Origin of the sequence: Thermococcus kodakarensis KOD1 (genome assembly GCF_000009965.1) — an archaeon.
GTDB lineage: Archaea > Methanobacteriota_B > Thermococci > Thermococcales > Thermococcaceae > Thermococcus > Thermococcus kodakarensis.
The window spans coordinates 141,011-163,349 of record NC_006624.1; the positions used below are offsets into that span (position 1 = coordinate 141,011).

The window sequence follows — 22,339 nt, forward strand, 5'->3', positions numbered from 1 at the left end:
TGTCAAACTTTCGGAAATTTCCGAAAATTTTATAAGATCCGAGTGCCAATGCACACATGGAGATGATACCATGGAGGCGTTCCTCCTGCTCGTGACCGATGCCCGGAACGACGACTGTGTCTTGGAGCGTGTTCTTGGCCTTCCGCAGGTCTTTGAAGTTCACCGTCTCTACGGGTACTACGATATCCTAGCTAGGGTCAGCGTGGAGGACCCCGAGGAACTTTCAGAGATTCAGAGAGAACTTTTAAACACAGGAAGGGTTCTCCTTATAGAGACATTAATCTGTGCGGAGGGAGCGAGTTGAGCGTTGAAAATGCTAAGAGGATAATGATGGAGCATTTTGCGAGTACGGCGAGAAAGTTCGGCCTCAGCGAGCTCTACGGTTACATCTACGGCGTGCTCTTTTTTGAGGATGAGCCCATGAGCCTTGGAGAGATAGCCGAGAGAACTGGCTACTCGCTCTCCCACGCCAGCAGTGCCCTCAAGTTCCTTGAGAACCTGGGACTCGTCGTGAGGATAAAGAAGCCAGGCGATAGGAAGGCATATTACAAAGCCGTGAAGAACATCCAGGAGTGGCGCAGGGCGGCGTACTACAAGAGAATCCTCGAGGACGTTAAAGAAACCCGCGAGAGTCTTCTGAGGGCACTTGAGGAGCTGGAAGGAGAGGAAAGTGGGGAAGCCGAAAGGGTTAGAGAGAGGATAGAACTCCTCCTCAAGAAGAATCTCGTGGCGGAGAAGATAGCGGAAATACTCTCGAAGGGCGATGAGAAAGTTCTTCGGGTCATCATAGATTGCATTGAAAAGAGGTCGAAAAGAACTTCAGACGACGGCTCTGGTGCTGCGCTTTAGGCCTTTATCTCCTCATACTTCTTCTTCATAAGGAGGGCGTCTTCCTCTATGTTCGGGCTCTCGCTTATGACGACGCCTTTAACCCTGAACTCCTTCAGGACTCTGAGCAGGTCTTCCCAGTTCATGTCGCTCTCCTGGAGAGGCAGGTGTCTCTTTTCACCTTTGTCAGTGTACTCGATGCCGCTCATGTGGATGTGCATGTTGTCCAAAGCCTCTCTGCCGAGTCTGTCTTCGATGAAGGACAGCATCTCGCGCCACTCTTCAACGCTGTTGCACTTTCCCCTGTTCCTTGCGTGGGCGTGGGCGAAGTCTATCGTCGGAAGAACCATCTCAAGCTCCTCGCTGAGCTTCACTATCTCCTTCAGGTCGCCGAACTGGGTGGGCTTTCCAGTTAGCTCTGGCCTTATCCAGACTTTCACGCCTTTGTCCATCAGCTCCTTCTGGATGTCCTTGAGTGCTTCGAGGATTCTCTGATAGACGCTCTCTGGCGGCTGTTTGAGGTAGTAGCCAGCATGGAATACGACGCTCCAGCCACCCGCCTCGTAGAGCCTCTCGGCGCTCTGGATTATCCTCTTCTTGCTCGCCTCGACCTTCGCCTTTTCCTTAGCGTTGAGGTTGATGTAGTATGGGGCGTGAGCGGTTAGAAGAACGTCGTTCTTTTTTGCCACGTACTTGATTTTCTTTGCCAGCTCTGGGGAAATGTTGACACCCCTCACGAACTCAAGCTCCATAGCATCTAATCCGAGATTTCTGACGTGCTCGATGCCAGTAATCGTTGAAGGCTTCGGCGTTGACAGGGGTATCCCAGCCGTTCCAAAGCGAAGCCTGTCCACCTTGAACATACTCACCACCGGTATGAATTAGGCCTTCCTAATTTAAATGTTGCCCCATTCAATCTCTTCCCCAAGGGCCTTTTCAAGCAATTTAACTTCCTGCTGAATCTCCTCTTCAAGGCGGGCCTTCAGTTTTTCGAGCTTTTTCTTCTCGCTCTCAAGCTCGGCAGTCCTACGCTCCAGGAAGCTTATCTCGTCTTCAAGATGCCCCGCGCGTGAAAGTTCTTTTTCCATGGCACTTCTAAGTTCATGAATTTTTCTGTCCAGTTCTTTAATCTCACTGACAGTGCTTTCGAGGTTCTCACTCAGCCATTCAACCGATTTGCGGGCCTTTCCTTCAAACCTTGGCTTGAGCGTTTGGAGGAGCGAGACCACTTCCCCCGGCTTTTCGAGTGCCACACCACTGTCCCTGGCAAGCTGATCGGCAAGACCACCCATGCGGAGCCTCTTTAAGGTTTTCTGGATTTTCGAAACATTTGACCTAACTTCCATCTCGAGCTTTTTCTTCTTGGTGATAAGGTTTTCAAGTTGCCCTTCAATGCTCTTGACTTCTGGTTTCTGGCGCTCTTGTTCGATTTCCTTTCTTTTCAGCGATATTTCTTCTAGAAGAGACTCTATCTCGGAATTGATGAAACTGAGCTTTTCCTTCACGGTTTTAAGCTCTTCTATCTTTTCTTCAACTTCAAGCTTGGGGAGTGATATCCTCTGGGTCTCTTGGAGGTATTCCCTGTACCCTTCGTCCATCTCCTTGAGAATCGAGTTTATTGCCAGAACTTCCTTTTCAAAAAGTATTATGACGTGCTTTCCGTAATCAATATGGACTTTTCCCAGTTCGGGAAGGCGCTTTCCGAGGTCTTCAATGTCCTGGATGCCCTCAAGGGCGCGTTTAAAAGCCGAAACGTAGGCGCGCCTGTCGGCTTCGACGATCTTAAGGAGAGTCTCGTCAACGTTTTTAGGGGGCTTAACCTTCTCAAGTTTTTCAACGGCCCTTTTCAGTTCCTTCTTTTTCTTGGAGAGCCATTTTTGGTAGTTCTTTCTTATTTTCAGGGCTTCTTTCTGCGACTCTTCAAGCCTTAGCTGATACTTTCTGAGTGCGTCTTCCATTCTCAACGTTCATCCATCCCTTAACTTTTCCGCGGAGGTACGCCCCCGCTAAAACTGCCAGCCCAACGTCCAGAATGCCTAGTAAGAGCTTCTGGAAAACCTCAATGTCGGAAACAGTGAATATCGATAGGGCATATCTCGTAGTGAGATCGAGGGTCACCCAGAGGGCAGGTGTCATGAGGAGCGCCGAGATATAGTACCATATGTGATAGTCGCGCCTCAAGTAGGCGTGAAGGACTTTTCCGGCTATCATTACGGCAATTCCAATGGTTATTGTCCCGGATATTGCGTTCAGGTATATCAGCGTTGCCAGAAGCGACGTTCCGGGGTAGCTCCCTATAAGCTGCAGGGAATAGCTTTCCAGGTTCAGGTAGGCGTTTATTGCGCCGCTGACGATTATTAGAATTCCGGCCACAAAGGACAGGACAACTACGAACTGCTCAACAACCGCGCGCCTAAAAGCTGCTAAAGCTCCCCCAATATCCAGGTTGAACCCTTTCGTAAAGAACAGACCGCCGATTATCAGAAGGACAGTACCGGAAATTACCGTTGACACTATCTTCTCACTCTGCGGATACCATACACCCACTATCTTGGACAGACCGTAGAGCAGAACGATAAGGCCGGGAATACCGAAGACGACCTTCGCAACTTCCGGGTCGCTCAGTATCTCCTTCATGTACTTCACTATAATGTACCATGTCGTTTCAATGCCCGGGCTTTGCTTGACCACAACGCGGTGGGAGGTTATGATAGGGACTTTTGAAGCTATTATGGGAAAAATCTGCTCGTCCTCCGCCCCATCGGTTACCGGGATCACACCATCGGCCGGAAAAACTTTCAAAACTTCATCGAGCTGTCTGGCGAGCTCCATGTCACTCTTCAGCCCGACCTTTGGATGGCCCGTGATCAGGGCAACTTCGACATCGTCAAACTCGCCCTTCTCCTTCAGCTTGTCGTAGAGCTTTATAGCAGCGTAGAGAACGTTTGCATCGCTGTCCTCGGGATCGGCCAGACTAAGCTTTACAGCCGCATCTAGGCAAGCGGCTCTCCCGATAACCGGCCCCTTAACTCCGGCTTTTTTCCCAAAATCGTCGTCCCTATCTATGGCCAGGATTAGCACCCTGATATCAACCACCCCTGACCTTCTCCATGACTGATTTTACCTTGTCCTCCATGTGACGCTCTTTGTCTCTCCTGTCGTCAATCCGCACGGTTGTTGAAACCCGCTCAGCTCCAAGCTTAAACATGAGTTCGTGCGCCTCCGCGACTATTTTGAGGACGTCTTCGACGGTTGGAGCTTCGATAATGGTGGCCATCGGCGTCAGTTGGTATTTAACACCCTTTCTATCTAAAAGCTTTACTACTTCGGCGACGTACCTGCTGAGGCTTTTCTCGCCCAGGGGGACGATGACGAACTCCGCTATGACCATTTTCGGCACCCGTCTTAAATTCCTTCGGCGATGTTTTAAACTTTGTGCCCTGGCTAAAGCACATGTTATAAACTTTGGAGTTCAATTAAGGATGGAGGTGATGGGAGATGTACCGCATAAAGGACGAGTGGGGGGAGTTCCTCGTCAGGCTCGCGAGGAGGGCAGTTGAGGAGTACGTCAGGCATAAGAGGGTCATAGAGCCGCCTGAAGACACTCCCACTGAGCTCTGGGAGAAGATGGGCGTCTTCGTAACCCTCAACAGGCACAACGTTCCTCCCCAGATGGCACTGAGAGGATGCATCGGCTTTCCGCTCCCGATATACCCGCTCGTTGAGGCAACGATAAAGGCGGCGATATACGCGGCTGTTGATGATCCGCGCTTTCCGCCAGTCCAGCCCGAGGAGCTTGACGAGCTTACCGTTGAAGTCAGCGTCTTAACCCCGCCAGAGCTCGTAGAGGGCCCGCCTGAGGGGAGGCCTAAGAAGATAAAGGTCGGGAGGGACGGCCTTCTCATAGAGAAGGGCATTTACTCGGGCCTGCTCCTGCCTCAGGTTCCAGTCGAATGGGGCTGGGACGAGGAGGAGTTCCTTGCCCAGACCTGCTGGAAGGCCGGCCTTCCACCCGACTGCTGGCTCGACCCAGATACGAAGGTCTACCGCTTCACCGCTGAGATTTTCGAAGAGGAGTATCCGAGAGGGCCAGTGAGAAGGAAACCGCTGGTGTGAAGTTGGGAGATACAATGGGGCAGCTGGAGAATACAGAAGGTCTCGGGCGAAAACATCAATCTTCCTGGAGTTTTTCAATTTCCTCTTCCAGTCTCTTCAGCTTTCCCTTGAACCTTCTGACCTGGGCGTTTGCTAGGTTTACGATTTTCTCAATGTAAGCTTCATCGACCCACAGTTCCCCGTTCTCGCCCAGCGGGACGTCCATCCTCTCGGTTGAACGTATCTCAACGACCAGCTTTTTGTGGCTCACGCTCTTTATGTTGGAGTACTTGAAGCCGAGCCCTATGGCAAGGTTTAACAGTCTCACAGCGTCCTCAAGGGTTCTCGCCCCAACGTGGAGTATTGGACTCCTGACCAGAAACCAGAGCTGGCCGGAGCGGTGTTTTCCCACCGCCTCAAGGACTTCTTCGAGCCTGACCTCCCTGTGCCACTTGCCGAGCCAGACGGAATTCACCTTGTCACCGAAGTGCGGCATCTCCATGACCGAAATCCTTCCCGAGCAGGATGAGGTCGTGAAGTAGTTTTGGAGGGCGTTTATCTTCTCCAGGAGCGGGATTATGTCATGATCCACCTTGTCCTCTTCAAGGGCCTTCCTCAGGCCTTCCATCGCCTTTTCCTTCTGCTCGTCGAAGTTTTCAGTGTAGAGGAACACGCCTGATCACCTCGCTGTGTATTGTCTCACTTTTCTAGGAGAATCAGCCTTAGGTTTGAGACTTGGGCTATTTCTAAAAAATCGGAGTCGTGTGTTATTAGCTCCTCCCCGCGATTTACACAGATGGCAGCGATTAACAGGTCGGCAAAGCCCCGTGGTGTCCCCCTCTCCAAAAGTTTTTCCTGAAGCTTATGGGCAAGAATAAAATCATCGAGAACAGGGAAGAGGACGTCTCCCCTAAACTTCGAGTATCTCACGATGCGGGGGAACTCCACGAAAGTAACCCCTGTTATGTTTTCGGAAATCTCCTCGCCTTTTCTGACTTTCTCGATGACAACGTTTGTATCTAAGACAACCACTTCAACCGCCCCTTGTCTTTTTTCCTGATTTCTTCTATCCCCTCTGGAACTTCAACGTTCTCACTGGTCTCCTTTACGTCGAGTAGCCGCCTTATTTCTTCAATGTTCATCTTTTCCGGAGAGCTCTCCAACAATGCTCGCATGAAAGCCTCTTTAAACTTCTTCTCATCAACCCAGTCTGGAACTGAGATTGTGATTACCTTTCCCATCTTCCACCACTGTTGGAAGTTTGTCAGTCTGATATTTAATGTTTCTTACCGTCAATCTCAATGAACGTGCCCCTCTCCCTCACGAACTCTATGAACCTCCTGTAAGTTGGATGGTTTGAAAGCGTTGAGGAGTCCCCAACAGCTATTAACTTTCTCTTGGCCCTCGTGAGTGAGACGTTGAGCCTCCTAAGGTCTGTAAGGAAGCCAAGCTCTCCCCTTCTGTTGGAGCGGACGAAAGACAGCACGATGATCTCTTTTTCTCTTCCCTGGTAGCCGTCAACCGTTTTTACCTCAATATCTTCGCCCACCATTGAGCTTATCAGGTCCCTCTGGTCGTCATAGGGCGTGATTACACCTATCCAGTCAGGCTTCACGCCCATCTCAAGGAGCTTCTCAACGGTCTCAGTGACGAGCTTCGCCTCAAGCGGGTTCTCTCTGCTGTCGCTCCCGCGCCTCTGCCTCTCGAAGCGATCTTCCCTCTTTGAGGTGTCAATAAAGACCAGCACGTTTTCAGGCTTAAGGGCTTCGTCCCAGAAGTTTCCGAACTCGGGCTCGCTGACCCCAAGGTCGGCCAGCGTGATATTTTTAACGCTCTCATGGGCCTTTATCTTCCCGTCGTAGAACTCCCTGCTCGGGAACTCCATCAGTCTCTCGTTCATCCTGTACTGGACCGTAAGCATCTCACTCTTTTCTGGATAGCGCTCGATGAGGCCTTCAAAGAGGGTCTTTGACAGCTCCTTTGCCTTCTCGCTCAGTATCGTCGGCGGAAGCTGTTTGTGGTCTCCAGCAAGCACGAACCTTTTTGCTCTGTTTATCGGGATAAGAACGCTCGGAATCGTTGCCTGCGTCGCCTCGTCTATTACAGCGACATCGTATTCGCCGTAGTCAACCACTTCCAAGCCGGCTGAGGCGTTCGTAGTCAGAACCACGTCGGCTTCCTGGATTATCTCCCTGGCTATTCTTTCTTCAAGCTTTCTCGCATCGTCGAACGTCTTTTGCACCTGCTGGTTTATCCTAATCCACTCAGCCATCTCCCTGATGAGTCTTGCAGGAACTCCCCTCGTCCCGATTCCCTTTTCAGCGAGCCTCAGAATCTCCCTGTCGCTCAGACCCCTACGGTATTTTGGTGCGGGCTTTGTGAAGGTGTCCCTTTTCTCCTTGAGGTTCTCACCTATGACCCTAAGCTCCCTAAGCTCAGCATAGAGGTCGTGCTGGGTGATGAGGTAAGCCAGTGTCGTCTCGTGGAGGGCCTTTGAGACCCTGCTCGGGTGGCCAATCCTTACCACCTTCAACCCTGAATCTGCGAGCCTCTCAACTATGTTGTCAACGGCAACGTTGCTCTCGGCGGTTGCGAGAACCTTATGGCCCCTCGCCACCTCCTGCCTTATCAGCTCTACCAGGGTTCTCGTTTTTCCAGTTCCAAAAGGCCCGTGAACGAGGAAGAAGTCTCCGCTGCCAAGGGCCTTTGCTATTGCCCCCCTCTGGCTCGCGTTCAGGCTCTTGTCGAAGGGCTGGAACTCAACGGGTTCGCTCTCCTCAGGCTCCCTAAGGCCGAGGTACAGCTCAAGGGCCTTTCTCCCGCTCTCCCTCAGGTTGTCGAGGTTCTCCATCCAGCGCTTGAAAGTTATGTCGTTCGCGTAGAGGTCAATCCTGACGCCCTTAAGCGCCCACTCCGGGACAGTTTCTATGGCAACGGTGAGAAAGCGCTTTCCCTTCTCCACGACGGTTCCAACGAGGTCGCTCTTGAGCGGGTCACGTTTGCTGATTACAACGAGGTCGCCGACGCTTATCTCGGTCTTTATCTCCCTATCCCTTCCATACCTCACCAGAAAATAGCCGAGCTCCTCCCCGATTACCTTTCCGTTGAGGCCGAGAACGGCCCTCCCAACTTTCTCTCGCTCCCTGCCGCTGAGGCGCCTCATCTCTAAGCGCATAGCCTCTATCTCGGCCCTCCGCTCCATCTCAACGAGTTCCTTGAGGTGAGCGATGAACTTTGACAGCAGTACTTCTTTTTCGTTCATTTTCCTTCCCAGAGCGGGAAGGCCGGGTTGACTTAAAAGAGTTGCCCGCTGTTGTCCTTCCTGAAAAGAGGTACAAGACATGAGAAAGGAAAAGAAGAAATCACTTCATAGGCGGCCTGAACTTGTAGCCGTAGAGGATTATGCCGTCCTCGCCGAACTCCCTTATCTTCCTTGTCACCATCTCGACTTCCATGCCCTCGTGGATTTCTTCGGGATCAACGTCGGTCAGCTGGGCCAGGACGACTAGCCCTTCCTCGAGCTCGACGAGAGCCAAAGGATACGGCTTGTAGTACTCGAAGCCGCTCGGCGGGTTCCTCACTATAGTCCAGCTGATGACCTTACCCTTTCCGCTGAACTGGTATTCCTCAACGTTCCTTGAGCCACAGACAGGGCAGACGGGCCTCTTCGGGAAGAACACGTGATCGTTCTCGCACTTGCCCCCGATGAGGGCGTACTTCTCACGGAAGTGTCTCCAGTGCCTAGCAACCTGCATCGGCCTCCCCATTTCAGACCCTCCTCAGGACGTTAACTGTGATGTTTGAACCTGTCCCACCTATGTTCTGGGTCAGGCCAACCTCGGCGTCGGGAACCTGTATCCCTTCGGGAGCCTCTCCGCGGAGCTGGAGAACCGCTTCAACTGTCTGGTAAACACCGGTCGCTCCGACCGGGTGTCCCCTGGCTTTGAGTCCTCCCATCGTTTGTATCGGGTAGTCACCGTCGATGGCTATCTGTCCCTCTTTCGCGAGCATTGCTCCCTTGCCCTTCTCCGCAACGCCGAGGGCCTCGAGGCTGAGCGCAGCCATCACCGTGAAGGCATCGTGAACCTCGAAGAAGTCGATGTCCTTAGCCGTTACCCCCGCCATCTTGTAGGCCTTCTCGGCCGCGACCTTGGCGGCTTTGAGCGTCAGGAAGTCCTCTCTGTTTGCAAAGTTTATGGTGTCGATTGCCCTCCAGAATCCAGCGAGCTCGACCATCTTGTCCTTCGGGACACCGAGCTCCTTCGCCTTCTCCTTTGAGGTTATTATCACAGCGGCTGCACCGTCGCACATTGGCGCAGCATCGAAGAGCTTGAGCGGGTCTGCAACGTAGGGACTCTTGAGGACGGTATCAACCGTTATCGGCCTCTTGAACATAGCGTAGGGGTTCTTGGCACCGTTTGCGTGGGCGTTGACGGCGAAGTGGGCCAAGTCCTCCTCGGTGTAGCCGTAGGTCTTCATGTAGAGCCTCATGATGAGAGCGTTAAGTGCCACGAAGCTAGCCCCGTGGAAGAGCTCGTACTCGGCGTCGGCCGCGTAGGCCAGATATCTGGTAGCGTCGCTCGGCCAGGCGTCGGTCATCTTCTCGACGCCGACGACGGCAACGATGTCCTCAAGGCCGGCCATTACGGCCTTTGCTCCTTCCTGAACGGCCGCACCGCCGCTTCCACAGGCGGCCTCAACCTTTACCGCTGGGATGTTTCCAAGGCCTGCCCAGTCGGCTATAAGGGCACCCAAGTTCTCCTGCTCGATGAATGAGCCTGAGGCCATGTTTCCAACGTAGAGCGAATCAACCTTGTCTATTCCAGCGTCGTCCATCGCATTGAGAAGGGCCTCAACGGCCATGTCCCTGAGTGAGACTCTCCAGTGCTCGCCGACGGGAACCATACCAACTCCAATTATGACGGGCTTCTCCATTTCAACCACCTCACAGTATGTACTTGCCCCTGTGCTTCGCGTAGAGGGCGTAGTCTATGTACTTCTTTCTGTTCACGTAGTCCATGGTCTTTGGAGCCAGGTCCCTCTTCTCCTCTATCGCGTCCTGGACGACGAGGCTGAATGCGTCACTTCCAGCTCCTGAACCAAAGCTTACCCACAGAATCCTGTCGCCGGGCTTGGCTATGTCGAGAACCGCCGATACACCCACGAGGGTAGCGCCGCTGTATGTGTTGCCTATTATTCCGCTGAGGAGTCCTGGAAGGACCTTCTCCTTCGGGAAGCCGAGGATTTTGGCGGCGGTGAGCGGGAACTTGACGTTCGGCTGGTGGAAGACGGCGTAGTCGAAGTCGTTCGGCGTGTAGCCGAGCTCCTCCATGAGGGTCTTTGCGGCGTTTATTATCTGGTGGAAGTAGGCGGGCTCACCTGTGAAGCGGTTACCGTGCCTCGGGTAGTGCTCGTGCTGCCTCCTCCAGAAGTCGGGGGTGTCGGTGACGTATGAGTAGCTCGCCTCGAAGTAAGCCAGGGTCTCGGAGCTCTTTGGAGCGAGAATGTAGGCGGCTCCTCCTGCCGCGGCCGTGAACTCAAGGTGGTCGCCGGGCCTGCCCTGCGAGGTGTCTGCACCGATAGCCATCGCGTAGTCGGCCATTCCCGAACCGACGAAGCCAATAGCTGCCTGTATAGCCTCGGTTCCGGCCTTGCAGGCAAACTCAAAGTCAGCGGCATCTAAATCTGGCGTTGCACCAATTGCCTCGGCTATAACCGTTCCGCTCGGCTTGACGGCGTAGGGCTTGCTCTCGGTTCCGAGCCAGATGGCCCTGATAAGCTTAGGGTCGATCTGGGCCCTCTTGAGGGCGTTTCTCGCGGCTTCAATGCCGATTGTTATCGTATCCTCATCAAGACCGGGGACGGACTTCTCCTGGATCGGGAAGCTGCTAACTCCCCAGACCCTTCCTATCTCCTCTGCCTTGATTCTATACATCGGCACGTAGGCGCCGTAGCCGATAATGCCGACCTCCCTCTTGGGCTTCAGGAGTTTGCTCATATGACATCACCTTCAAACTTTGAAAAGTCCCTGGGGACTGTGAGAAAGGGCCTTATAAAAGTCTTTCGGTAAAAGTGAAAGAGTTTTTAGACGATTGTCGAGAAAGGGTATATAAGGGATGAGACCTATTCAGCTTGAGGTGTTTTTATGAAGTATGAGATAATCCACAGGCCGAGCTTTTCTCTCCTTGAGATCGAACTTGAGAGGGGAGAGGCGGTACAGGCGGAAGCCGGGGCCATGGTGCACATGAGCCCGACTATAAAGCTGGAGACCAAGGCTAAGGGCGGCGTTTTTGGTGCGCTTAAGCGCTCAATGCTCGGGGGAGAGAGCTTCTTCGTGAACACGTTCAGGGCGGAAGACGGACCTGGGAGCATCGGTCTTGCTCCAGCATATATGGGAGACATTGAGGCCTTTGAGCTTGATGGAACTCTCTACGCCCAGAGCGGTGCCTTCCTGGCGAGCTATGGTGACATCGACATAGATACCAAATGGGGCGGCGCTAAAACCTTCTTCGGCAGGGAAGGTCTGTTCCTCCTTAAGATGAGCGGAAGGGGAATCGTTTTCCTTTCGAGCTTCGGGGCAATCTACAAGAAGGAACTCCACAACGAGCGCTTTATAATAGACACCGGTCACATGGTGGCCTTCAGCGAGGGTCTTGACTTCAACGTGAAGCGCGTCGGCGGTCTTAAGAGCACCCTCTTCAGCGGAGAGGGTCTTGTGGCGGAGTTCTACGGAACTGGAACGCTCTACATCCAGACGAGGAGCATGGACAGCTTCCTGAGCTGGCTCGTTCCACATCTGCCGAAGAGAGACTGAAGTCTTCTCTTCTTTTTTGTCTTGCTTTAACACAGAAAAAACGTAGAAGAGGAAAAATCAAGGCTTCCTCACAACAAAGAGTGCGTGGTCCTTCTCGTAGGGCTCGAGCGAAAGCCTCTCGACGACCTCGAAGTAGGTCGAAAGCTCTTTCTCGACCTCCTTGAAGACCTGCTCCGGCTCCTTGGTGACGTCTATGCTCCTGCTCTTGACGGATATCATTCCGTAGCCGCCGCTCTTGAGGTAGACCTTGGCGTTGTCTATTAGTATCTTCGCCTGCGTCGGCTGGGCAACGTCCTCGAAGATAACGTCCACCTTCGGAACGAGCGCGCGGTAGCCTTCGGGCTTGGTGGCATCGCCAAGGATTGGCACGATGTTCCTCCTCTCCTCGACGAGCGGTACGAGCTCCCTGAGAACCCTCGGCGAGAACTCGACGCCAAAGACCTTGCCCTCCCAGCCAACGATGTCGCTGACGTGGGAAGCGGTGGTTCCGCTCGCGACACCGAGGTAGAGTACCGTTGAGCCCGGCTTTATCGGGAAGTTCTTGAGGCCGTTGAGGATGGCCGCTCCAAGCTTTGACCTCGTCGGGTTCCAAATCCTGTACTCTTCGCCTTCGAACTTGACCACCCTCTCGCCGTAGACCCTCTGGCCCGGAACGAGGTTCTTGGTCGCTATCTTCTCGCTACCGTCGTCATCAATAACTATGTAAACGCCCGGGAACCTGTGCTTCTTAACCTTCATCTTGATCACCTCTTACCGCCCTTACCCTTCTTCTTTTTCTTTTTGTCCTTCTTTCCGCCGAAGCCCTTGCCCTTCTCGTGCTTTCCTTTTCCTTTGCCCTTGAACTTCTTCTTTTCCTTCTTTTTCTTCTCGGGCTTGGCCTTCCTCTTCGGCGGGTTCGGGTACTTCTCCTTGATCTCCTGAATCCTCTGCTCAAGCTCCTTCTTCAGCTCCTCACCTATGTATTCGCCGGAGAAGTAGTCCACCCTTGCCGCTATCGCGAGCTTTCCTGCCAGAGCGCGGGCTATCTTACCCCTCTGCCACCAGGGTGAGCGGTTTATAGCCGGATACTGGAAGATGACACCGTGCTTGGGCGGCTTTGCACCCGTCCTGAGGTGCCTGAAGAGGGCTTTTTCGGCTCCGAGAACCTGTATGGTCGATGCCGGCATCATGGCGAGCTCTTTCAATCCACCTGCGAGGCTCATGAGTCTGGCAGCAAGCTTCGCCCCGACGAGCGCCTTGAGGTTCGGAGCAACTTCGTCCATGGCAGTCTCAAGGTAGTCCTCTATCTGCTCCCTCAGCTTGTAGAGGTCGTGTATCTCGCTGGCCAACTTCTGGATTATGGCGCTGTCGAACTTGCCGAGCGGGGCGCCCATTGACTTCTCGGCCGCTTCAAGGATTTTCTCTATCTTGCCCTCGGAGAAGCCGAGCTTCTCAAGCTTCTCCCTGGTCGCGTTCTCCCTCGGGCCGATCTCCTTAACGAACGCAACGTACTGAGGGTGCTTCGGGAGGAGTTCATCGAGCTCCGGGAAGTGGAGACCGTACCACTCCCTAAGACGAGAAACGAGGAGGTTTATGACCTTGTCAATGTCGTCGAGGGCCTCGATGGCCTGGATGATCATCTTATCGCGAGCGCCGCTCTGCTCCTGTATGCGGAGCCTGGTCAGGGCAACACCAACGCTGAAGTACTCGTCGAACCAGTTCTCGCCCAGGAACTCCTCGGGGCTTGAGCGGAGCTTTTCGCCAGCTATGTTCGGGAACTCGGCTGTGGCGTTGTAGCCGAGCTCCTTGAGGTTTCTGCTCAGCTCGGAGTCCTCGACCACGAACTCGGTGTAGCCTTCGCTTCCAAGCTCGTCGAGAAACTCTATGAGCTCGTCGCTCGGCTCGCCCTTGAGGAGCTTGTCAAGGCTTACCTCCGGCTTCCCGCTGAAGGGTTTGCTCCCTATGAGCTTCCCGCTCTCGTCAAAGGCGTAGATGCCCCTGACGTTCTCGGCTATGTAAGCTTTCATCATTAACCACCCCTTTGTTTTTGTCGCTGGAGTATAAAAGGCATACTCCTTTTAAGCCATACCGTTGAGCTCGAAAAGAAAAGGAAGAAAAGCCTCAGTCCTCCCAGGGCTCGGTGTACTTGAGAGCCCAGCCGAATTCTTCTCTGAGAATGTCTATCGCCGCGTACGGTGGTATTATCCCGCGCTCGGTGATTATGACGTCCACGTACTCCGGTGGAGTAACGTCAAAGGCCGGATTCCAGACCTCGATGTTCTTCGGCCAGGTCTTCAGCTCATCCTCGGGGATGACCTCCGTTGGATCGCGCATCTCAATCTCGACGAGCTGGCCGAGCATCGTCTCCGGGTGGAACTTGTAGGTTTCGGCAGCGATCATAGTCCAAACCCTGTGTTCCTTCGCGGTCAAGGCTATCAAAGCAGTCCCAATCTTGTTTATCACCGCGCCGTTTACGGTTATCGAGTCAGCCCCCATAACGACCTTGTCGGTCATCTTCATGTAGTGTCTTGCCGCTGAATCAACGACGTAGATGACCGGAATGCCGTAAGAAGCGAGCTCCTTGGCGGTTATCTTGCCCTGCCACTTGGGCCTAGTCTCGGTCACGATGACCTTTATGTCCTTGCCCTGCTCCCAGGCGGTCTTCATGACGCTTATGGCAGCCTTGCTGTGGCAGTGAGTCATTATGACGTCGCCGTCCTCGATTCTCTTTGCGCCGAACTCTCCGATCCTCTCAAGGGCCTTCTCCGAATTGTGGATGAACTCCTTGGCGGCGTTTATTATGACGAACCTGAGCTGTTCAAGGTCTGCCCCGCTTGAGTACGCTATCTTCCCCCTGTGCATGACGTAACGGAGCGCGTTTGGCAGGGAAACGGCGGTGGGCCTTGTCTCGAATAGTATCTTTGCCGCCTGCTTCATCTCTTTCCAGAACTCGTCAACGTTGGTGGCCTTGCTTTTCTCGGCCTGAAGCTGGAGGGCGTAGGCGGCCGACCTGGCTATCTTCCCGGCTCCCCTGATTTCCATGTTCTTTATCTTCTCCGCAATCTCGAGGACTTCCTTTACAACTGCCATGCAACCACCTCCGGGTAAACTCAGGTATAATCGCCGGGGTTTATAGATGTTTTCGTACTTTTTGTACATTAACGCTTGGAAAACATCCTCGATGCACTTTAGTCTCAGTTTTGAGATTCTTTTACGTTTGTAAAGGACAGAGCGGAATGAGAAAAGTTTATAACAAATCCTGCCTAGTTAATTCCGATGTATATGTTTGATGACGTGAACTGATGTGTTCATTAGGTTTAGGTGGTGATGGTAATGCAGGAAAAGCTTGAGAACAAACTCGCGGCCCAACCCCTGGACTTCGAGTCATTTTTCTCACAAAAGGCTATGGAGATGAAGGCTTCTGAGGTTAGGGAGCTCCTCAAACTCGTTGAAACGAGCGACGTTATAAGTCTCGCGGGGGGTCTCCCCGCCCCCGAGACGTTTCCCGTTGATATTATAAAGGAGATCACTATGGAAGTCCTCTCAAAGCACGCGGACAAGGCCCTCCAGTACGGAACGACCAAGGGCTTCACTCCGCTCCGCCTTGCCCTGGCTAGGTGGATGGAAAAGCGCTACGGAATCCCAATGAGCAAGGTCGAGGTAATGATAGTCGCAGGAAGCCAGCAGGCGCTTGACTTGATAGGAAGGGTCTTCATTGATCCGGGAGACATCGTGGTGGTTGAGGCGCCGACCTACCTTGCCGCCCTCAACGCCTTCAAGTTCTATGATCCTGAGTTCATCTCAATCCCTCTGGACGACGATGGAATGAAAGTCGACGTCCTGGAAGAGAAACTTAAAAAGCTGAAGGCCGAAGGAAAGAGGATAAAGTTTGTCTACACTGTCTCAACCTTCCAGAACCCCGCTGGAGTGACGATGAGCCTCGAGAGGAGAAAGCACCTAATAGAGCTGGCTAACGAGTACGACTTCCTCATCGTTGAGGACAACCCGTACAGTGAGCTCCGTTATTCGGGCGAACCGATACCCCCGATAAAGCACTTCGACGATGAAGGTCGTGTTATCTACCTAGGCACGTTCTCGAAGATATTCGCCCCCGGCTTCCGCCTTGGATGGGTCTCGGCTCACCCGCACTTCATCAGGAAGATGGAGATTGCAAAGCAGGCCGTTGACCTCTGTGCGAACCCGTTCGGTCAGGTCATAGCTTGGAAGTACGTGGAAGACGGCCACCTCGACAGGCACATTCCAAGGGTCATCGAGTTCTACAAGCCGAGGAGGGATGCGATGCTCGAGGCCCTCGAAGAGTACATGCCAGAGGGGGTCAGGTGGACGAAGCCAGACGGAGGCATGTTCATATGGGTGACCCTTCCTGAGGGCATCGACACCAAGCTAATGATGGAGAAGGCGGTCGCCAAGGGAGTTGCCTACGTCCCGGGTGAGGCTTTCTTTGCCCACAGAGAAGTTAAGAACACAATGAGGCTCAACTTCACCTACGTCCCGGAGGAGAAGATTAGGGAAGGAGTCAGGAGGCTCGCCGAGGTAATAGAGGAGGAGATAAAGAAGCTCAAGTGAACTCTCTTTCATGTCTGCTACCTATACTTTTTTATTTGCTTGTCCCTAGTTTTCTCCGGTGAGACTTATGCGTCCAATCATAGCCATAATCGGTACTTCCAGAGATGGATACACCCTGGCGAATACACATCACTTCAGGAAGGTTCTTGAGGCGGGCGGTCTTCCAGTGCTATTCAGCCCTGAGGGAGATCCCGAGGACGTTATAGAGGTCGCGGACGGCATACTCCTCGTTGAGGGCCCGGACATTCATCCCAGGTTCTACGGCGAGGATCCCTCACTCAGCCTCAGGGATGTGGACGTTGCCAAGGACGAGTTCGAAATAACCCTGGTCAAACTGGCGATTGATGGGGAAATTCCAATTCTCGGCGTGGGCAGGGGAATGCAGATAATAAACGTCGCCCTCGGGGGGACGCTGTACCAGGACGTATATGAAATTCCGAAAGCCATAAAACACGACTGGGAGATCGGCAGGGTCAGGCCTGACCAGAAGCTCCACACGGTAAGGGTAAAAACGGACTCAAAGCTCTACAACATCCTCAAAGACGTCCTGGTCATCGAGGGCACGAACGATGCCTGGACCTGGGTAAACAGCTTCCACCACCAGGCCGTTAAGAAGGTTGGAGAGGGTCTCAGGCAGGTGGCCTTTTCCGTCGATGGTCTCATAGAGGGCATTGAGTCCACCGACGAGAGCTTCGTTATTGGCGTTCAGTGGCAGCCCGAGTATCTGGATGAGATGAAAGTCCTGTATGAGGCGCTGGTGAAGGCGGCTCTCGGTCATCAGGAGAGGAAGCACGAGATTGAACTGATTCAGCTGGAAGAAGAAGCAAAGAAGAGGCTTGCCCAGGAGACTACGGAACAAGATGAGACCCATCACACGTCGGAAACGAGCGATAACCTTCCCGACACGACCCAAACGTGATTCCCTTCTCGGTTATCTTCTTTTCTGCTTCCCTCAGGATGGGCATTCTGACGTCCTTTGGGAGGTAGTAGTAGCCCCCTATCCTCTCTCCCCTCTCGTAAAGCGGCCACAGCTTTTCCATAAGCTCCGGGAACTTTGCAAACATCCTCTTTTTTGAGTCGGGCCTGAGCTTGAGGGTGGAGACCGTTATGTGGCTCACAAAGGAAAGTGCATCAAGCGTCTCGTCGAAGTCTTCCCATGTGTAGTAGGGGATTATCGGGTCTATCCGGGCGTAGACAGGAATGCCTGCATCTTTCGCTTTTTTCAGTGCCTTCATCCTTCTCTTTGGAGATGGGGCGTTGGGTTCAAGGAGCTTTGCCTTCTTTTCGTCCACAGTCGTTACAGTTACTCCAACAGCGCACCTCAGCTCGCTCAGGATGTCTATATCCCTCTCAAAGATGTCGGACTTCGTCAAAAGGAGGCAACGGACGTTGTACCCCCTAAAAAGCTCGAGGACCTTTCTGGTAATCCCAAGCTCCCGTTCTATGGTTGGATACGGATCGGATGAGTATGAAAGTGCCACTATTGCGTTTTTGTCGAGCTTTCTGAGTTCCTTTTCAAGCTTGGGGAGAAGACCCTCTTTAGTCCTCACGCGGAAGGCGTTGGGAATGTAGCTGGTTATGTAGCAGTAAACGCATGCATGGTCGCAACCGGTGTAAGGGTTGAGGGTGTACTTGAAGGGGCAGGTACAGAGGGGGCTTTTCCAGGGGTCGAATGGCCTTATGTACATGGTCTCCACTTGGAAAGACATTTAAAAAAGTAAACCTTAGCGCTCTCGGTGGTCTCATGGTCAAAGGGGCAGTAAAGTGGGTTCCTGGTGAGGAGTTTCAGTTCATCGGAAGGATGGAAGACGACAAGTGCTCCGTCATCCTGGGTGATGGCGGTATAAGTCCAATGAAGCTCCTCCTCCTGAGCGTGGCCGGGTGCACGGCCTACGACGTCGTCATGATCCTTCAAAAGATGAGGGAGCAGATAAAGGGGCTGGAAGTCGAGATTTCTGGAGAAAGGCGCGAGGAGCACCCGCGCATCTACACCAAAGTCCATATCCACTACAAGATATACGGAAACGTTAAAGAGGAGAAGGCTAGAAGGGCCATAGAACTCAGCCAGGACAAATACTGCTCGGCATCAGCACACGTAAAGCTCAGCGGTGCCGAGCTTACATACTCCCTTGAGATAGTCCCTGATGATGAGTAAACCCGTTGCTGAGAAAAAGATGATGATGGATGGACCAGCTGACCTTTCTTTTTTAAAGCTCCCCACACAGCTCCGCGAAGTTGCGGTAGATGTCCGCTCCGTGTTCGGTGTGGGCAACCTCCGGGTGGAACTGAACGCCGTAGATAGGGAGGCTTTCGTGCTTCATTGCCTCGACGGGACAGGTCTCGCTCCTGGCTAAGAGCTTGAAACCTGGAGGGAGCTCCTTGACCTCGTCCATGTGGCTCTCCCAGACCCTCAGCTTCCTCGGAAGCCCCCTGAATATATCATTCTCGTCGAGTATCTCTATCTCGACGAGGCTGTATTCGGCCTTCTCTCCCCTTCCGACCTTTCCTCCGAAGTGCTTTGCTATGAGCTGGTGGCCGAGACAGATGCCGAGTATCGGAACGTTGAACTCGTCGTAGTGCTCAAGGATGGCGGAGCAGTTTCCTGTTTTATTTATGTCCGGGCCTCCCGAGAAGATTATCCCCTTCGGCTTCATCGCCTTGATCTCCTCAAGCGGCGTCGTGTTCGGGATTATCTTCGCCTCAACGCCGAGGTAGCGAAGGGTTCTCCAAATCCTGTGGACGTATTGGCCCCCGTTGTCCATTATGACTATCATCCATTCACCCCCGCGAGCTTGAAAAACTCATCGGCCTCTTCAGTGAGGTAGAAAGCTTTCACACCGGCAGACCTGGCCATTTCGGCCATTTTTCGGTCGTTGGTCAGGAGAAGGGCGTTGATATGTTGTGCAGTCGCAACGAAGTAGAGGTCAGGAATGCGATGACCGGTTGAAAAGGCGAGTTCAAGGATCCTATCGGACAAAAGGCCTTCTCCCACAAAGTCTGCAACGAGTTCCATATATATTTCGTGAGCTTCCCTCACCATCTCTTGGGAAAGGAATCTAGATAGAACTGATACGAACTCGAACTCCCCGAGCCGCGGAGCATAGATTTCAAGAATGCCCATTTCCGAGAGCTTGGCGATCCTTTTGGCGACTTCAGACCTGTCGGGATAAAAACTGGAAAAAAGATTAACCACAACAGAGGTATCGAGGACAACTTTCATAGCCGCTCCTCCCTGAGCTTCTGGAGGTACTCTTCGGGGCTTTCTTTGAAGTTCTCAGGAGATATTATTTTTCTAAATTTTTCCGTTTTCTCAACTATGTCCTTCCTGTAGAGCTTTATTACTAGATGCTCCCCTTCCTTCAGCTTCAGCGGCTTAAGCGGCTTCAGCACACCGTTCTCGTAAACCGCTTCAACGACCTCGACGTTCTCTCCCATTCTCCCACCGCTCTAGCTTAGTCGTCAAAGTAAATAAGGGTTTCACTCGAACTCTATCGTCGCCGGAGGCTTGTTCGTGATGTCGTAGAGCACCCTTCCAACCTCTGGAATCTCGCTCGTTATCCTGAAGGCTATCCTCTGGAGTACCTCCCAGGGGACGTTCATCGCGTTGGCAGTCATTCCATCGAGGCTCTCAACAACGCGAACCGCTACCGTCTCCTTGTAGGCCCTTATGTCGCCCTGAACGCCGACGGTTTTAACCCCGAGCAGAACTGCGAAAGCCTGCCATGGCTTAAGCCCGGCCTTCTCAATTTCCTCTTCAACTATAGCGTTTGCTTCTCTCACGATTGCGACCCTCTCAGGTGTAACCTCTCCGAGAACCCTAACGGCCAGCCCCGGCCCCGGGAAGGGCATGCGGTTGTATATCTTCTCAGGAAGACCGAGCTCCTTCGCCAGCTCCCTGACCTCGTCCTTGTAGAGGTCCCTCAAGGGTTCGATCAGCTTGAGGTTGAGCCTCTCAGGCAGTCCCCCAACGTTGTGGTGGCTCTTTATCTTGCCATGGCTCTCTATCCAGTCAGGGGCTATCGTCCCCTGGATCAGGAAGTCGGCGTTTATCTCCTTCGCAACTTCCTCAAAGACCTCGATGAATACTCTTCCGATTATCTTCCTCTTCTCCTCCGGGTCGGTCACGCCCTTAAGCTCCCTGAAGAATCGCTCGCTCGCGTCAACGTAGTGGAGGTTCAGTCCAAACTCGTCCCGGAAGGTCTTGACTACGAACTCGGGTTCGCCCTTGCGCATGAAGCCCGTGTTCACGAAGACAGCGTGCAGTCTGTCGCCTATAGCCCTGTGCGCCAGAACTGCGGCGGTTGAGCTGTCAACACCACCAGAGAGGGCTATGATGGCCTTTCCATCACCGACAGTCTCTCTTATCTCCTTAACCTTCTCCTCGATGAAGTTCTCCCACATGAGCACCACCTTTCAACATTATCTTGCTAATTTTAGCTTAAAAATTTGTTGTTTTTGAGTTAAAAATGTTGAAAGTGGGAGCCCTCACTTCCCGAGTGGGTAGTTCGGCGCCTCGTTGGTTATCAGTATGTCGTGCGGGTGGCTCTCGATGTAGCCAGCGTGGGTTATGATAACGAACTCGCCCTTCTCCTTCAGCTCGGGGATGTTTCTGGCCCCCACGTAGCCCATTCCAGCCCTGAGGCCGCCTATGAGCTGGTAGAGAACTTCTCCAACCGGTCCCTTGTAGGGAACCACTCCCTCAACCCCCTCCGGGACGAACTTCTTCGTCTTCATGTGCCCCTTCTGGTAGTAGCGCTCCGCTCCGCCTTTCATCATGGCCCCGAGCGAGCCCATTCCGCGGTACTGCTTGTACCTTCTTCCGTTCATGACTACCTCCTTGCCCGGAGCCTCCTTCGTTCCGGCCAGCAGGGAACCGAGCATAACGGCGTCAGCCCCAGCGGCTATCGCCTTCACTATGTCTCCAGAATAGCGTATCCCACCGTCGGCTATCACGTGGAGGCCGTACTCTTGGGCTTTGTCAGCCACGAGTGCTATGGCGGTAATCTGAGGAACGCCCACTCCAGCAACTACCCTCGTGGTGCAGATGCTTCCTGGCCCGATTCCGACCTTGACGGCGTCTGCGAAGGTGAGATCATCAACCGCCTTCGGGTTTGCGATGTTGCCCACTATGAGGTCGGCATCCACGGCGTTCCTTATCTCTTTCATCGCCTTTATCGCCTTGAGGTTGTGGGCGTGGGCCGTGTCGACGACTATAACGTCGGCTCCAGCATTATCGAGGGCCTTTGCCCTCTCGAGGTCGAAGGGGCCAACGGCCGCAGCAACGAGCAGGTCACCGTTTTCGTCCCTTACCGCGTTCCGGTACTTCCTCCTCTTCGCGAGGTCGCTCATCGTTATTATGCCAACGAGCCTTCCCTCACCGTCAACCACAGGAAGCCGGTCTATCCTGTGGTCGAACATTATCTGTACTGCCTCCTCCGCCGTTACCGTCTCGGGCACTGTTATGACTTCGCCCGTCATGACCTCGCTGACCTTCGATCCCTGCTTCGCCGCTATGTCCTTCTTGGTGATCACACCAACGACCCTTCCTTCATCGTCAACGACGGGCAAACCGTCAACGCCGTTGCGCTCCATGAGGAACAGCGCGTAGTCGAGGCTCTCATCTGGCTTTATGCTTATGACATCCTCAACGATGAAACGCTCGGCCCTCTTGACCCTCTTCACCTGTTCGACCTGCTCCTCTATGCTCATGTTCCTGTGGATTACTCCCAGGCCGCCTTCCCTTGCCATCGCAACGGCCATCTCCCACTCGGTAACCGTGTCCATGGCCGCGCTGAGAATCGGGATGTTCAGCCTCACGTTGGGCGTTATCTGTGTAGAAACGTCCACGTCCTTCGGCTCGACTTCGGTCGCCTGCGGTATCAGGAGAACGTCGTCGAAGGTGTAGCCCTTAAGAGCATTAACAAGTTTTTGTTCAAATTTGCCCATATCTTCCGAACCTCCTCACCCTTTTTGACTTGAGAATGATGAGGGCTTTTAAGGCTTGCGGAAAAAGGGTTAAATATCAGGACAAAGTAC

General features: G+C 53.3%; 27 protein-coding genes. 7 read left to right on the top strand and 20 right to left on the bottom strand.

Going from position 1 to position 22,339, the window contains the following annotated elements; translation table 11 throughout:
* Nucleotides 1-70 precede the first annotated feature (70 nt).
* The gene (locus TK_RS00825; protein ID WP_011249123.1) at nucleotides 71-304 is read left to right on the top strand and encodes an Lrp/AsnC ligand binding domain-containing protein; all 234 of its coding nucleotides are present in this window, start codon (nucleotides 71-73) and stop codon (nucleotides 302-304) included.
* The gene (locus TK_RS00830; RefSeq protein WP_011249124.1) at nucleotides 301-849 is read left to right on the top strand and encodes a GbsR/MarR family transcriptional regulator; all 549 of its coding nucleotides are present in this window, start codon (nucleotides 301-303) and stop codon (nucleotides 847-849) included. Before TK_RS00825 ends, TK_RS00830 begins: the two co-directional genes overlap by 4 nt.
* Here TK_RS00830 and TK_RS00835 read toward each other — a convergent pair.
* The 4 genes from TK_RS00835 to TK_RS00850 are packed head-to-tail and all read right to left on the bottom strand — an operon-like array spanning nucleotide 846 to nucleotide 4,219.
* Nucleotides 846-1,691, bottom strand: coding sequence for a deoxyribonuclease IV (locus tag TK_RS00835; protein WP_011249125.1), 846 nt, complete (start codon nucleotides 1,689-1,691; stop codon nucleotides 846-848). The genes TK_RS00830 and TK_RS00835 overlap by 4 nt on opposite strands.
* A gap of 33 nt (nucleotides 1,692-1,724) precedes the next feature.
* Nucleotides 1,725-2,792 carry a hypothetical protein gene (locus TK_RS00840; protein WP_048053634.1) on the bottom strand — a complete coding sequence of 356 codons (1,068 nt, stop codon included), beginning with the start codon at nucleotides 2,790-2,792 and terminating at the stop codon, nucleotides 1,725-1,727.
* Entirely contained in the window at nucleotides 2,749-3,924 is a 1,176-nt protein-coding gene (locus TK_RS00845) for a DUF373 family protein (RefSeq protein WP_048053635.1), read from the bottom strand. Before TK_RS00845 ends, TK_RS00840 begins: the two co-directional genes overlap by 44 nt.
* The gene (locus TK_RS00850; RefSeq protein ID WP_011249128.1) at nucleotides 3,917-4,219 is read right to left on the bottom strand and encodes an MTH1187 family thiamine-binding protein; all 303 of its coding nucleotides are present in this window, start codon (nucleotides 4,217-4,219) and stop codon (nucleotides 3,917-3,919) included. Before TK_RS00850 ends, TK_RS00845 begins: the two co-directional genes overlap by 8 nt.
* Nucleotides 4,220-4,326: 107 nt before the next feature.
* Here TK_RS00850 and TK_RS00855 point away from each other — a divergent pair, with 107 nt between their 5' ends.
* Nucleotides 4,327-4,944 (top strand): TIGR00296 family protein, encoded by a 618-nt coding sequence (locus tag TK_RS00855; protein ID WP_011249129.1) that lies wholly within the window; start codon nucleotides 4,327-4,329, stop codon nucleotides 4,942-4,944.
* Between the two features lie 55 nt (nucleotides 4,945-4,999).
* Here the strand turns inward: TK_RS00855 and TK_RS00860 are convergent, their stop codons facing one another.
* The 7 genes from TK_RS00860 to TK_RS00890 form a co-directional block, all read right to left on the bottom strand.
* Nucleotides 5,000-5,596 (bottom strand): tRNA(Phe) 7-((3-amino-3-carboxypropyl)-4-demethylwyosine(37)-N(4))-methyltransferase Taw3, encoded by a 597-nt coding sequence (locus tag TK_RS00860; RefSeq protein WP_011249130.1) that lies wholly within the window; start codon nucleotides 5,594-5,596, stop codon nucleotides 5,000-5,002.
* Nucleotides 5,597-5,622: 26 nt separating this feature from the next.
* Nucleotides 5,623-5,955 (bottom strand): type II toxin-antitoxin system VapC family toxin, encoded by a 333-nt coding sequence (locus tag TK_RS00865; RefSeq protein ID WP_011249131.1) that lies wholly within the window; start codon nucleotides 5,953-5,955, stop codon nucleotides 5,623-5,625.
* Complete coding sequence (locus TK_RS00870; RefSeq protein WP_011249132.1) at nucleotides 5,943-6,164, bottom strand: hypothetical protein; 222 nt, start codon at nucleotides 6,162-6,164, stop codon at nucleotides 5,943-5,945. Before TK_RS00870 ends, TK_RS00865 begins: the two co-directional genes overlap by 13 nt.
* Before the next feature lie 35 nt (nucleotides 6,165-6,199).
* Complete coding sequence (locus TK_RS00875; protein WP_011249133.1) at nucleotides 6,200-8,185, bottom strand: IGHMBP2 family helicase; 1,986 nt, start codon at nucleotides 8,183-8,185, stop codon at nucleotides 6,200-6,202.
* A 100-nt stretch (nucleotides 8,186-8,285) separates the two neighbouring features.
* Nucleotides 8,286-8,690 carry a Zn-ribbon domain-containing OB-fold protein gene (locus TK_RS00880; protein ID WP_011249134.1) on the bottom strand — a complete coding sequence of 135 codons (405 nt, stop codon included), beginning with the start codon at nucleotides 8,688-8,690 and terminating at the stop codon, nucleotides 8,286-8,288.
* Between the two features lies 1 nt (nucleotide 8,691).
* Nucleotides 8,692-9,858: a thiolase domain-containing protein gene (locus TK_RS00885; protein WP_011249135.1), complete on the bottom strand. Its 1,167-nt coding sequence runs from the start codon at nucleotides 9,856-9,858 to the stop codon at nucleotides 8,692-8,694.
* 10 nt (nucleotides 9,859-9,868) lie between these two features.
* On the bottom strand, nucleotides 9,869-10,921 hold the full coding sequence (locus tag TK_RS00890; RefSeq protein ID WP_011249136.1) for a hydroxymethylglutaryl-CoA synthase: 1,053 nt from the start codon (nucleotides 10,919-10,921) through the stop codon (nucleotides 9,869-9,871).
* A gap of 147 nt (nucleotides 10,922-11,068) precedes the next feature.
* Between TK_RS00890 and TK_RS00895 the strand changes: the two genes are divergently transcribed.
* Nucleotides 11,069-11,737, top strand: a complete 669-nt coding sequence (locus tag TK_RS00895; protein WP_011249137.1) for a TIGR00266 family protein — start codon at nucleotides 11,069-11,071, stop codon at nucleotides 11,735-11,737.
* A 57-nt stretch (nucleotides 11,738-11,794) separates the two neighbouring features.
* Here the strand turns inward: TK_RS00895 and TK_RS00900 are convergent, their stop codons facing one another.
* The 3 genes from TK_RS00900 to TK_RS00910 all read right to left on the bottom strand — a co-directional run bounded on the left by TK_RS00900 (nucleotide 11,795) and on the right by TK_RS00910 (nucleotide 14,806).
* Entirely contained in the window at nucleotides 11,795-12,475 is a 681-nt protein-coding gene (locus TK_RS00900; protein WP_011249138.1) for a fibrillarin-like rRNA/tRNA 2'-O-methyltransferase, read from the bottom strand.
* Nucleotides 12,476-12,480: 5 nt separating this feature from the next.
* Nucleotides 12,481-13,743 (bottom strand): hypothetical protein, encoded by a 1,263-nt coding sequence (locus TK_RS00905; protein ID WP_011249139.1) that lies wholly within the window; start codon nucleotides 13,741-13,743, stop codon nucleotides 12,481-12,483.
* A 94-nt stretch (nucleotides 13,744-13,837) separates the two neighbouring features.
* A complete protein-coding gene (locus tag TK_RS00910) occupies nucleotides 13,838-14,806 on the bottom strand; it encodes a ribose 1,5-bisphosphate isomerase (RefSeq protein WP_011249140.1) in 969 nt (322 codons plus the stop codon).
* A gap of 243 nt (nucleotides 14,807-15,049) precedes the next feature.
* On the opposite strand from TK_RS00910, the gene TK_RS00915 reads away from it, so the two are divergent.
* Complete coding sequence (locus TK_RS00915; RefSeq protein ID WP_011249141.1) at nucleotides 15,050-16,303, top strand: PLP-dependent aminotransferase family protein; 1,254 nt, start codon at nucleotides 15,050-15,052, stop codon at nucleotides 16,301-16,303.
* A gap of 67 nt (nucleotides 16,304-16,370) precedes the next feature.
* On the top strand, nucleotides 16,371-17,222 hold the full coding sequence (locus TK_RS00920) for a gamma-glutamyl-gamma-aminobutyrate hydrolase family protein (protein WP_011249142.1): 852 nt from the start codon (nucleotides 16,371-16,373) through the stop codon (nucleotides 17,220-17,222).
* On the opposite strand, the gene TK_RS00925 is transcribed toward TK_RS00920, so the two are convergent.
* Nucleotides 17,152-17,991, bottom strand: coding sequence for an SPL family radical SAM protein (locus TK_RS00925; protein ID WP_011249143.1), 840 nt, complete (start codon nucleotides 17,989-17,991; stop codon nucleotides 17,152-17,154). The two genes, TK_RS00920 and TK_RS00925, sit on opposite strands and share 71 nt — an antisense overlap.
* A 56-nt stretch (nucleotides 17,992-18,047) precedes the next feature.
* On the opposite strand from TK_RS00925, the gene TK_RS00930 reads away from it, so the two are divergent.
* Complete coding sequence (locus TK_RS00930; protein ID WP_011249144.1) at nucleotides 18,048-18,458, top strand: OsmC family protein; 411 nt, start codon at nucleotides 18,048-18,050, stop codon at nucleotides 18,456-18,458.
* Nucleotides 18,459-18,510: 52 nt separating this feature from the next.
* Here TK_RS00930 and TK_RS00935 read toward each other — a convergent pair whose 3' ends face one another.
* The 5 genes from TK_RS00935 to guaB all read right to left on the bottom strand — a co-directional run bounded on the left by TK_RS00935 (nucleotide 18,511) and on the right by guaB (nucleotide 22,249).
* Nucleotides 18,511-19,077 carry a GMP synthase subunit A gene (locus TK_RS00935; RefSeq protein ID WP_011249145.1) on the bottom strand — a complete coding sequence of 189 codons (567 nt, stop codon included), beginning with the start codon at nucleotides 19,075-19,077 and terminating at the stop codon, nucleotides 18,511-18,513.
* Nucleotides 19,074-19,523, bottom strand: a complete 450-nt coding sequence (locus tag TK_RS00940; protein ID WP_011249146.1) for a type II toxin-antitoxin system VapC family toxin — start codon at nucleotides 19,521-19,523, stop codon at nucleotides 19,074-19,076. The genes TK_RS00935 and TK_RS00940 overlap by 4 nt, the downstream gene beginning before the upstream one ends.
* Nucleotides 19,520-19,738: an antitoxin AF2212-like protein gene (locus TK_RS00945; protein WP_011249147.1), complete on the bottom strand. Its 219-nt coding sequence runs from the start codon at nucleotides 19,736-19,738 to the stop codon at nucleotides 19,520-19,522. The genes TK_RS00940 and TK_RS00945 overlap by 4 nt, the downstream gene beginning before the upstream one ends.
* A gap of 42 nt (nucleotides 19,739-19,780) precedes the next feature.
* On the bottom strand, nucleotides 19,781-20,704 hold the full coding sequence (guaA, locus tag TK_RS00950; protein ID WP_011249148.1) for a glutamine-hydrolyzing GMP synthase: 924 nt from the start codon (nucleotides 20,702-20,704) through the stop codon (nucleotides 19,781-19,783).
* An 84-nt stretch (nucleotides 20,705-20,788) separates the two neighbouring features.
* Entirely contained in the window at nucleotides 20,789-22,249 is a 1,461-nt protein-coding gene (guaB, locus tag TK_RS00955) for an IMP dehydrogenase (protein WP_011249149.1), read from the bottom strand.
* Nucleotides 22,250-22,339: the final 90 nt, after the last annotated feature.

Bases quoted from the DNA above. Each gene is read 5' to 3' on its own strand.
- TK_RS00940 (WP_011249146.1), bottom strand. From the start codon at position 19,523: ATGAAAGTTGTCCTCGATACCTCTGTTGTGGTTAATCTTTTTTCCAGT.
- TK_RS00855 (WP_011249129.1), top strand. From the start codon at position 4,327: ATGTACCGCATAAAGGACGAGTGGGGGGAGTTCCTCGTCAGGCTCGCG.
- guaA (WP_011249148.1), bottom strand. From the start codon at position 20,704: ATGTGGGAGAACTTCATCGAGGAGAAGGTTAAGGAGATAAGAGAGACT.
- TK_RS00915 (WP_011249141.1), top strand. From the start codon at position 15,050: ATGCAGGAAAAGCTTGAGAACAAACTCGCGGCCCAACCCCTGGACTTC.
- TK_RS00900 (WP_011249138.1), bottom strand. From the start codon at position 12,475: ATGAAGGTTAAGAAGCACAGGTTCCCGGGCGTTTACATAGTTATTGAT.
- TK_RS00875 (WP_011249133.1), bottom strand. From the start codon at position 8,185: ATGAACGAAAAAGAAGTACTGCTGTCAAAGTTCATCGCTCACCTCAAG.
- TK_RS00835 (WP_011249125.1), bottom strand. From the start codon at position 1,691: ATGTTCAAGGTGGACAGGCTTCGCTTTGGAACGGCTGGGATACCCCTG.
- TK_RS00880 (WP_011249134.1), bottom strand. From the start codon at position 8,690: ATGGGGAGGCCGATGCAGGTTGCTAGGCACTGGAGACACTTCCGTGAG.
- TK_RS00885 (WP_011249135.1), bottom strand. From the start codon at position 9,858: ATGGAGAAGCCCGTCATAATTGGAGTTGGTATGGTTCCCGTCGGCGAG.
- TK_RS00870 (WP_011249132.1), bottom strand. From the start codon at position 6,164: ATGGGAAAGGTAATCACAATCTCAGTTCCAGACTGGGTTGATGAGAAG.
- TK_RS00910 (WP_011249140.1), bottom strand. From the start codon at position 14,806: ATGGCAGTTGTAAAGGAAGTCCTCGAGATTGCGGAGAAGATAAAGAAC.
- TK_RS00925 (WP_011249143.1), bottom strand. From the start codon at position 17,991: ATGTACATAAGGCCATTCGACCCCTGGAAAAGCCCCCTCTGTACCTGC.
- TK_RS00945 (WP_011249147.1), bottom strand. From the start codon at position 19,738: ATGGGAGAGAACGTCGAGGTCGTTGAAGCGGTTTACGAGAACGGTGTG.
- TK_RS00890 (WP_011249136.1), bottom strand. From the start codon at position 10,921: ATGAGCAAACTCCTGAAGCCCAAGAGGGAGGTCGGCATTATCGGCTAC.
- TK_RS00935 (WP_011249145.1), bottom strand. From the start codon at position 19,077: ATGATAGTCATAATGGACAACGGGGGCCAATACGTCCACAGGATTTGG.
- guaB (WP_011249149.1), bottom strand. From the start codon at position 22,249: ATGGGCAAATTTGAACAAAAACTTGTTAATGCTCTTAAGGGCTACACC.
- TK_RS00825 (WP_011249123.1), top strand. From the start codon at position 71: ATGGAGGCGTTCCTCCTGCTCGTGACCGATGCCCGGAACGACGACTGT.
- TK_RS00905 (WP_011249139.1), bottom strand. From the start codon at position 13,743: ATGAAAGCTTACATAGCCGAGAACGTCAGGGGCATCTACGCCTTTGAC.
- TK_RS00930 (WP_011249144.1), top strand. From the start codon at position 18,048: ATGGTCAAAGGGGCAGTAAAGTGGGTTCCTGGTGAGGAGTTTCAGTTC.
- TK_RS00895 (WP_011249137.1), top strand. From the start codon at position 11,069: ATGAAGTATGAGATAATCCACAGGCCGAGCTTTTCTCTCCTTGAGATC.
- TK_RS00920 (WP_011249142.1), top strand. From the start codon at position 16,371: ATGCGTCCAATCATAGCCATAATCGGTACTTCCAGAGATGGATACACC.
- TK_RS00850 (WP_011249128.1), bottom strand. From the start codon at position 4,219: ATGGTCATAGCGGAGTTCGTCATCGTCCCCCTGGGCGAGAAAAGCCTC.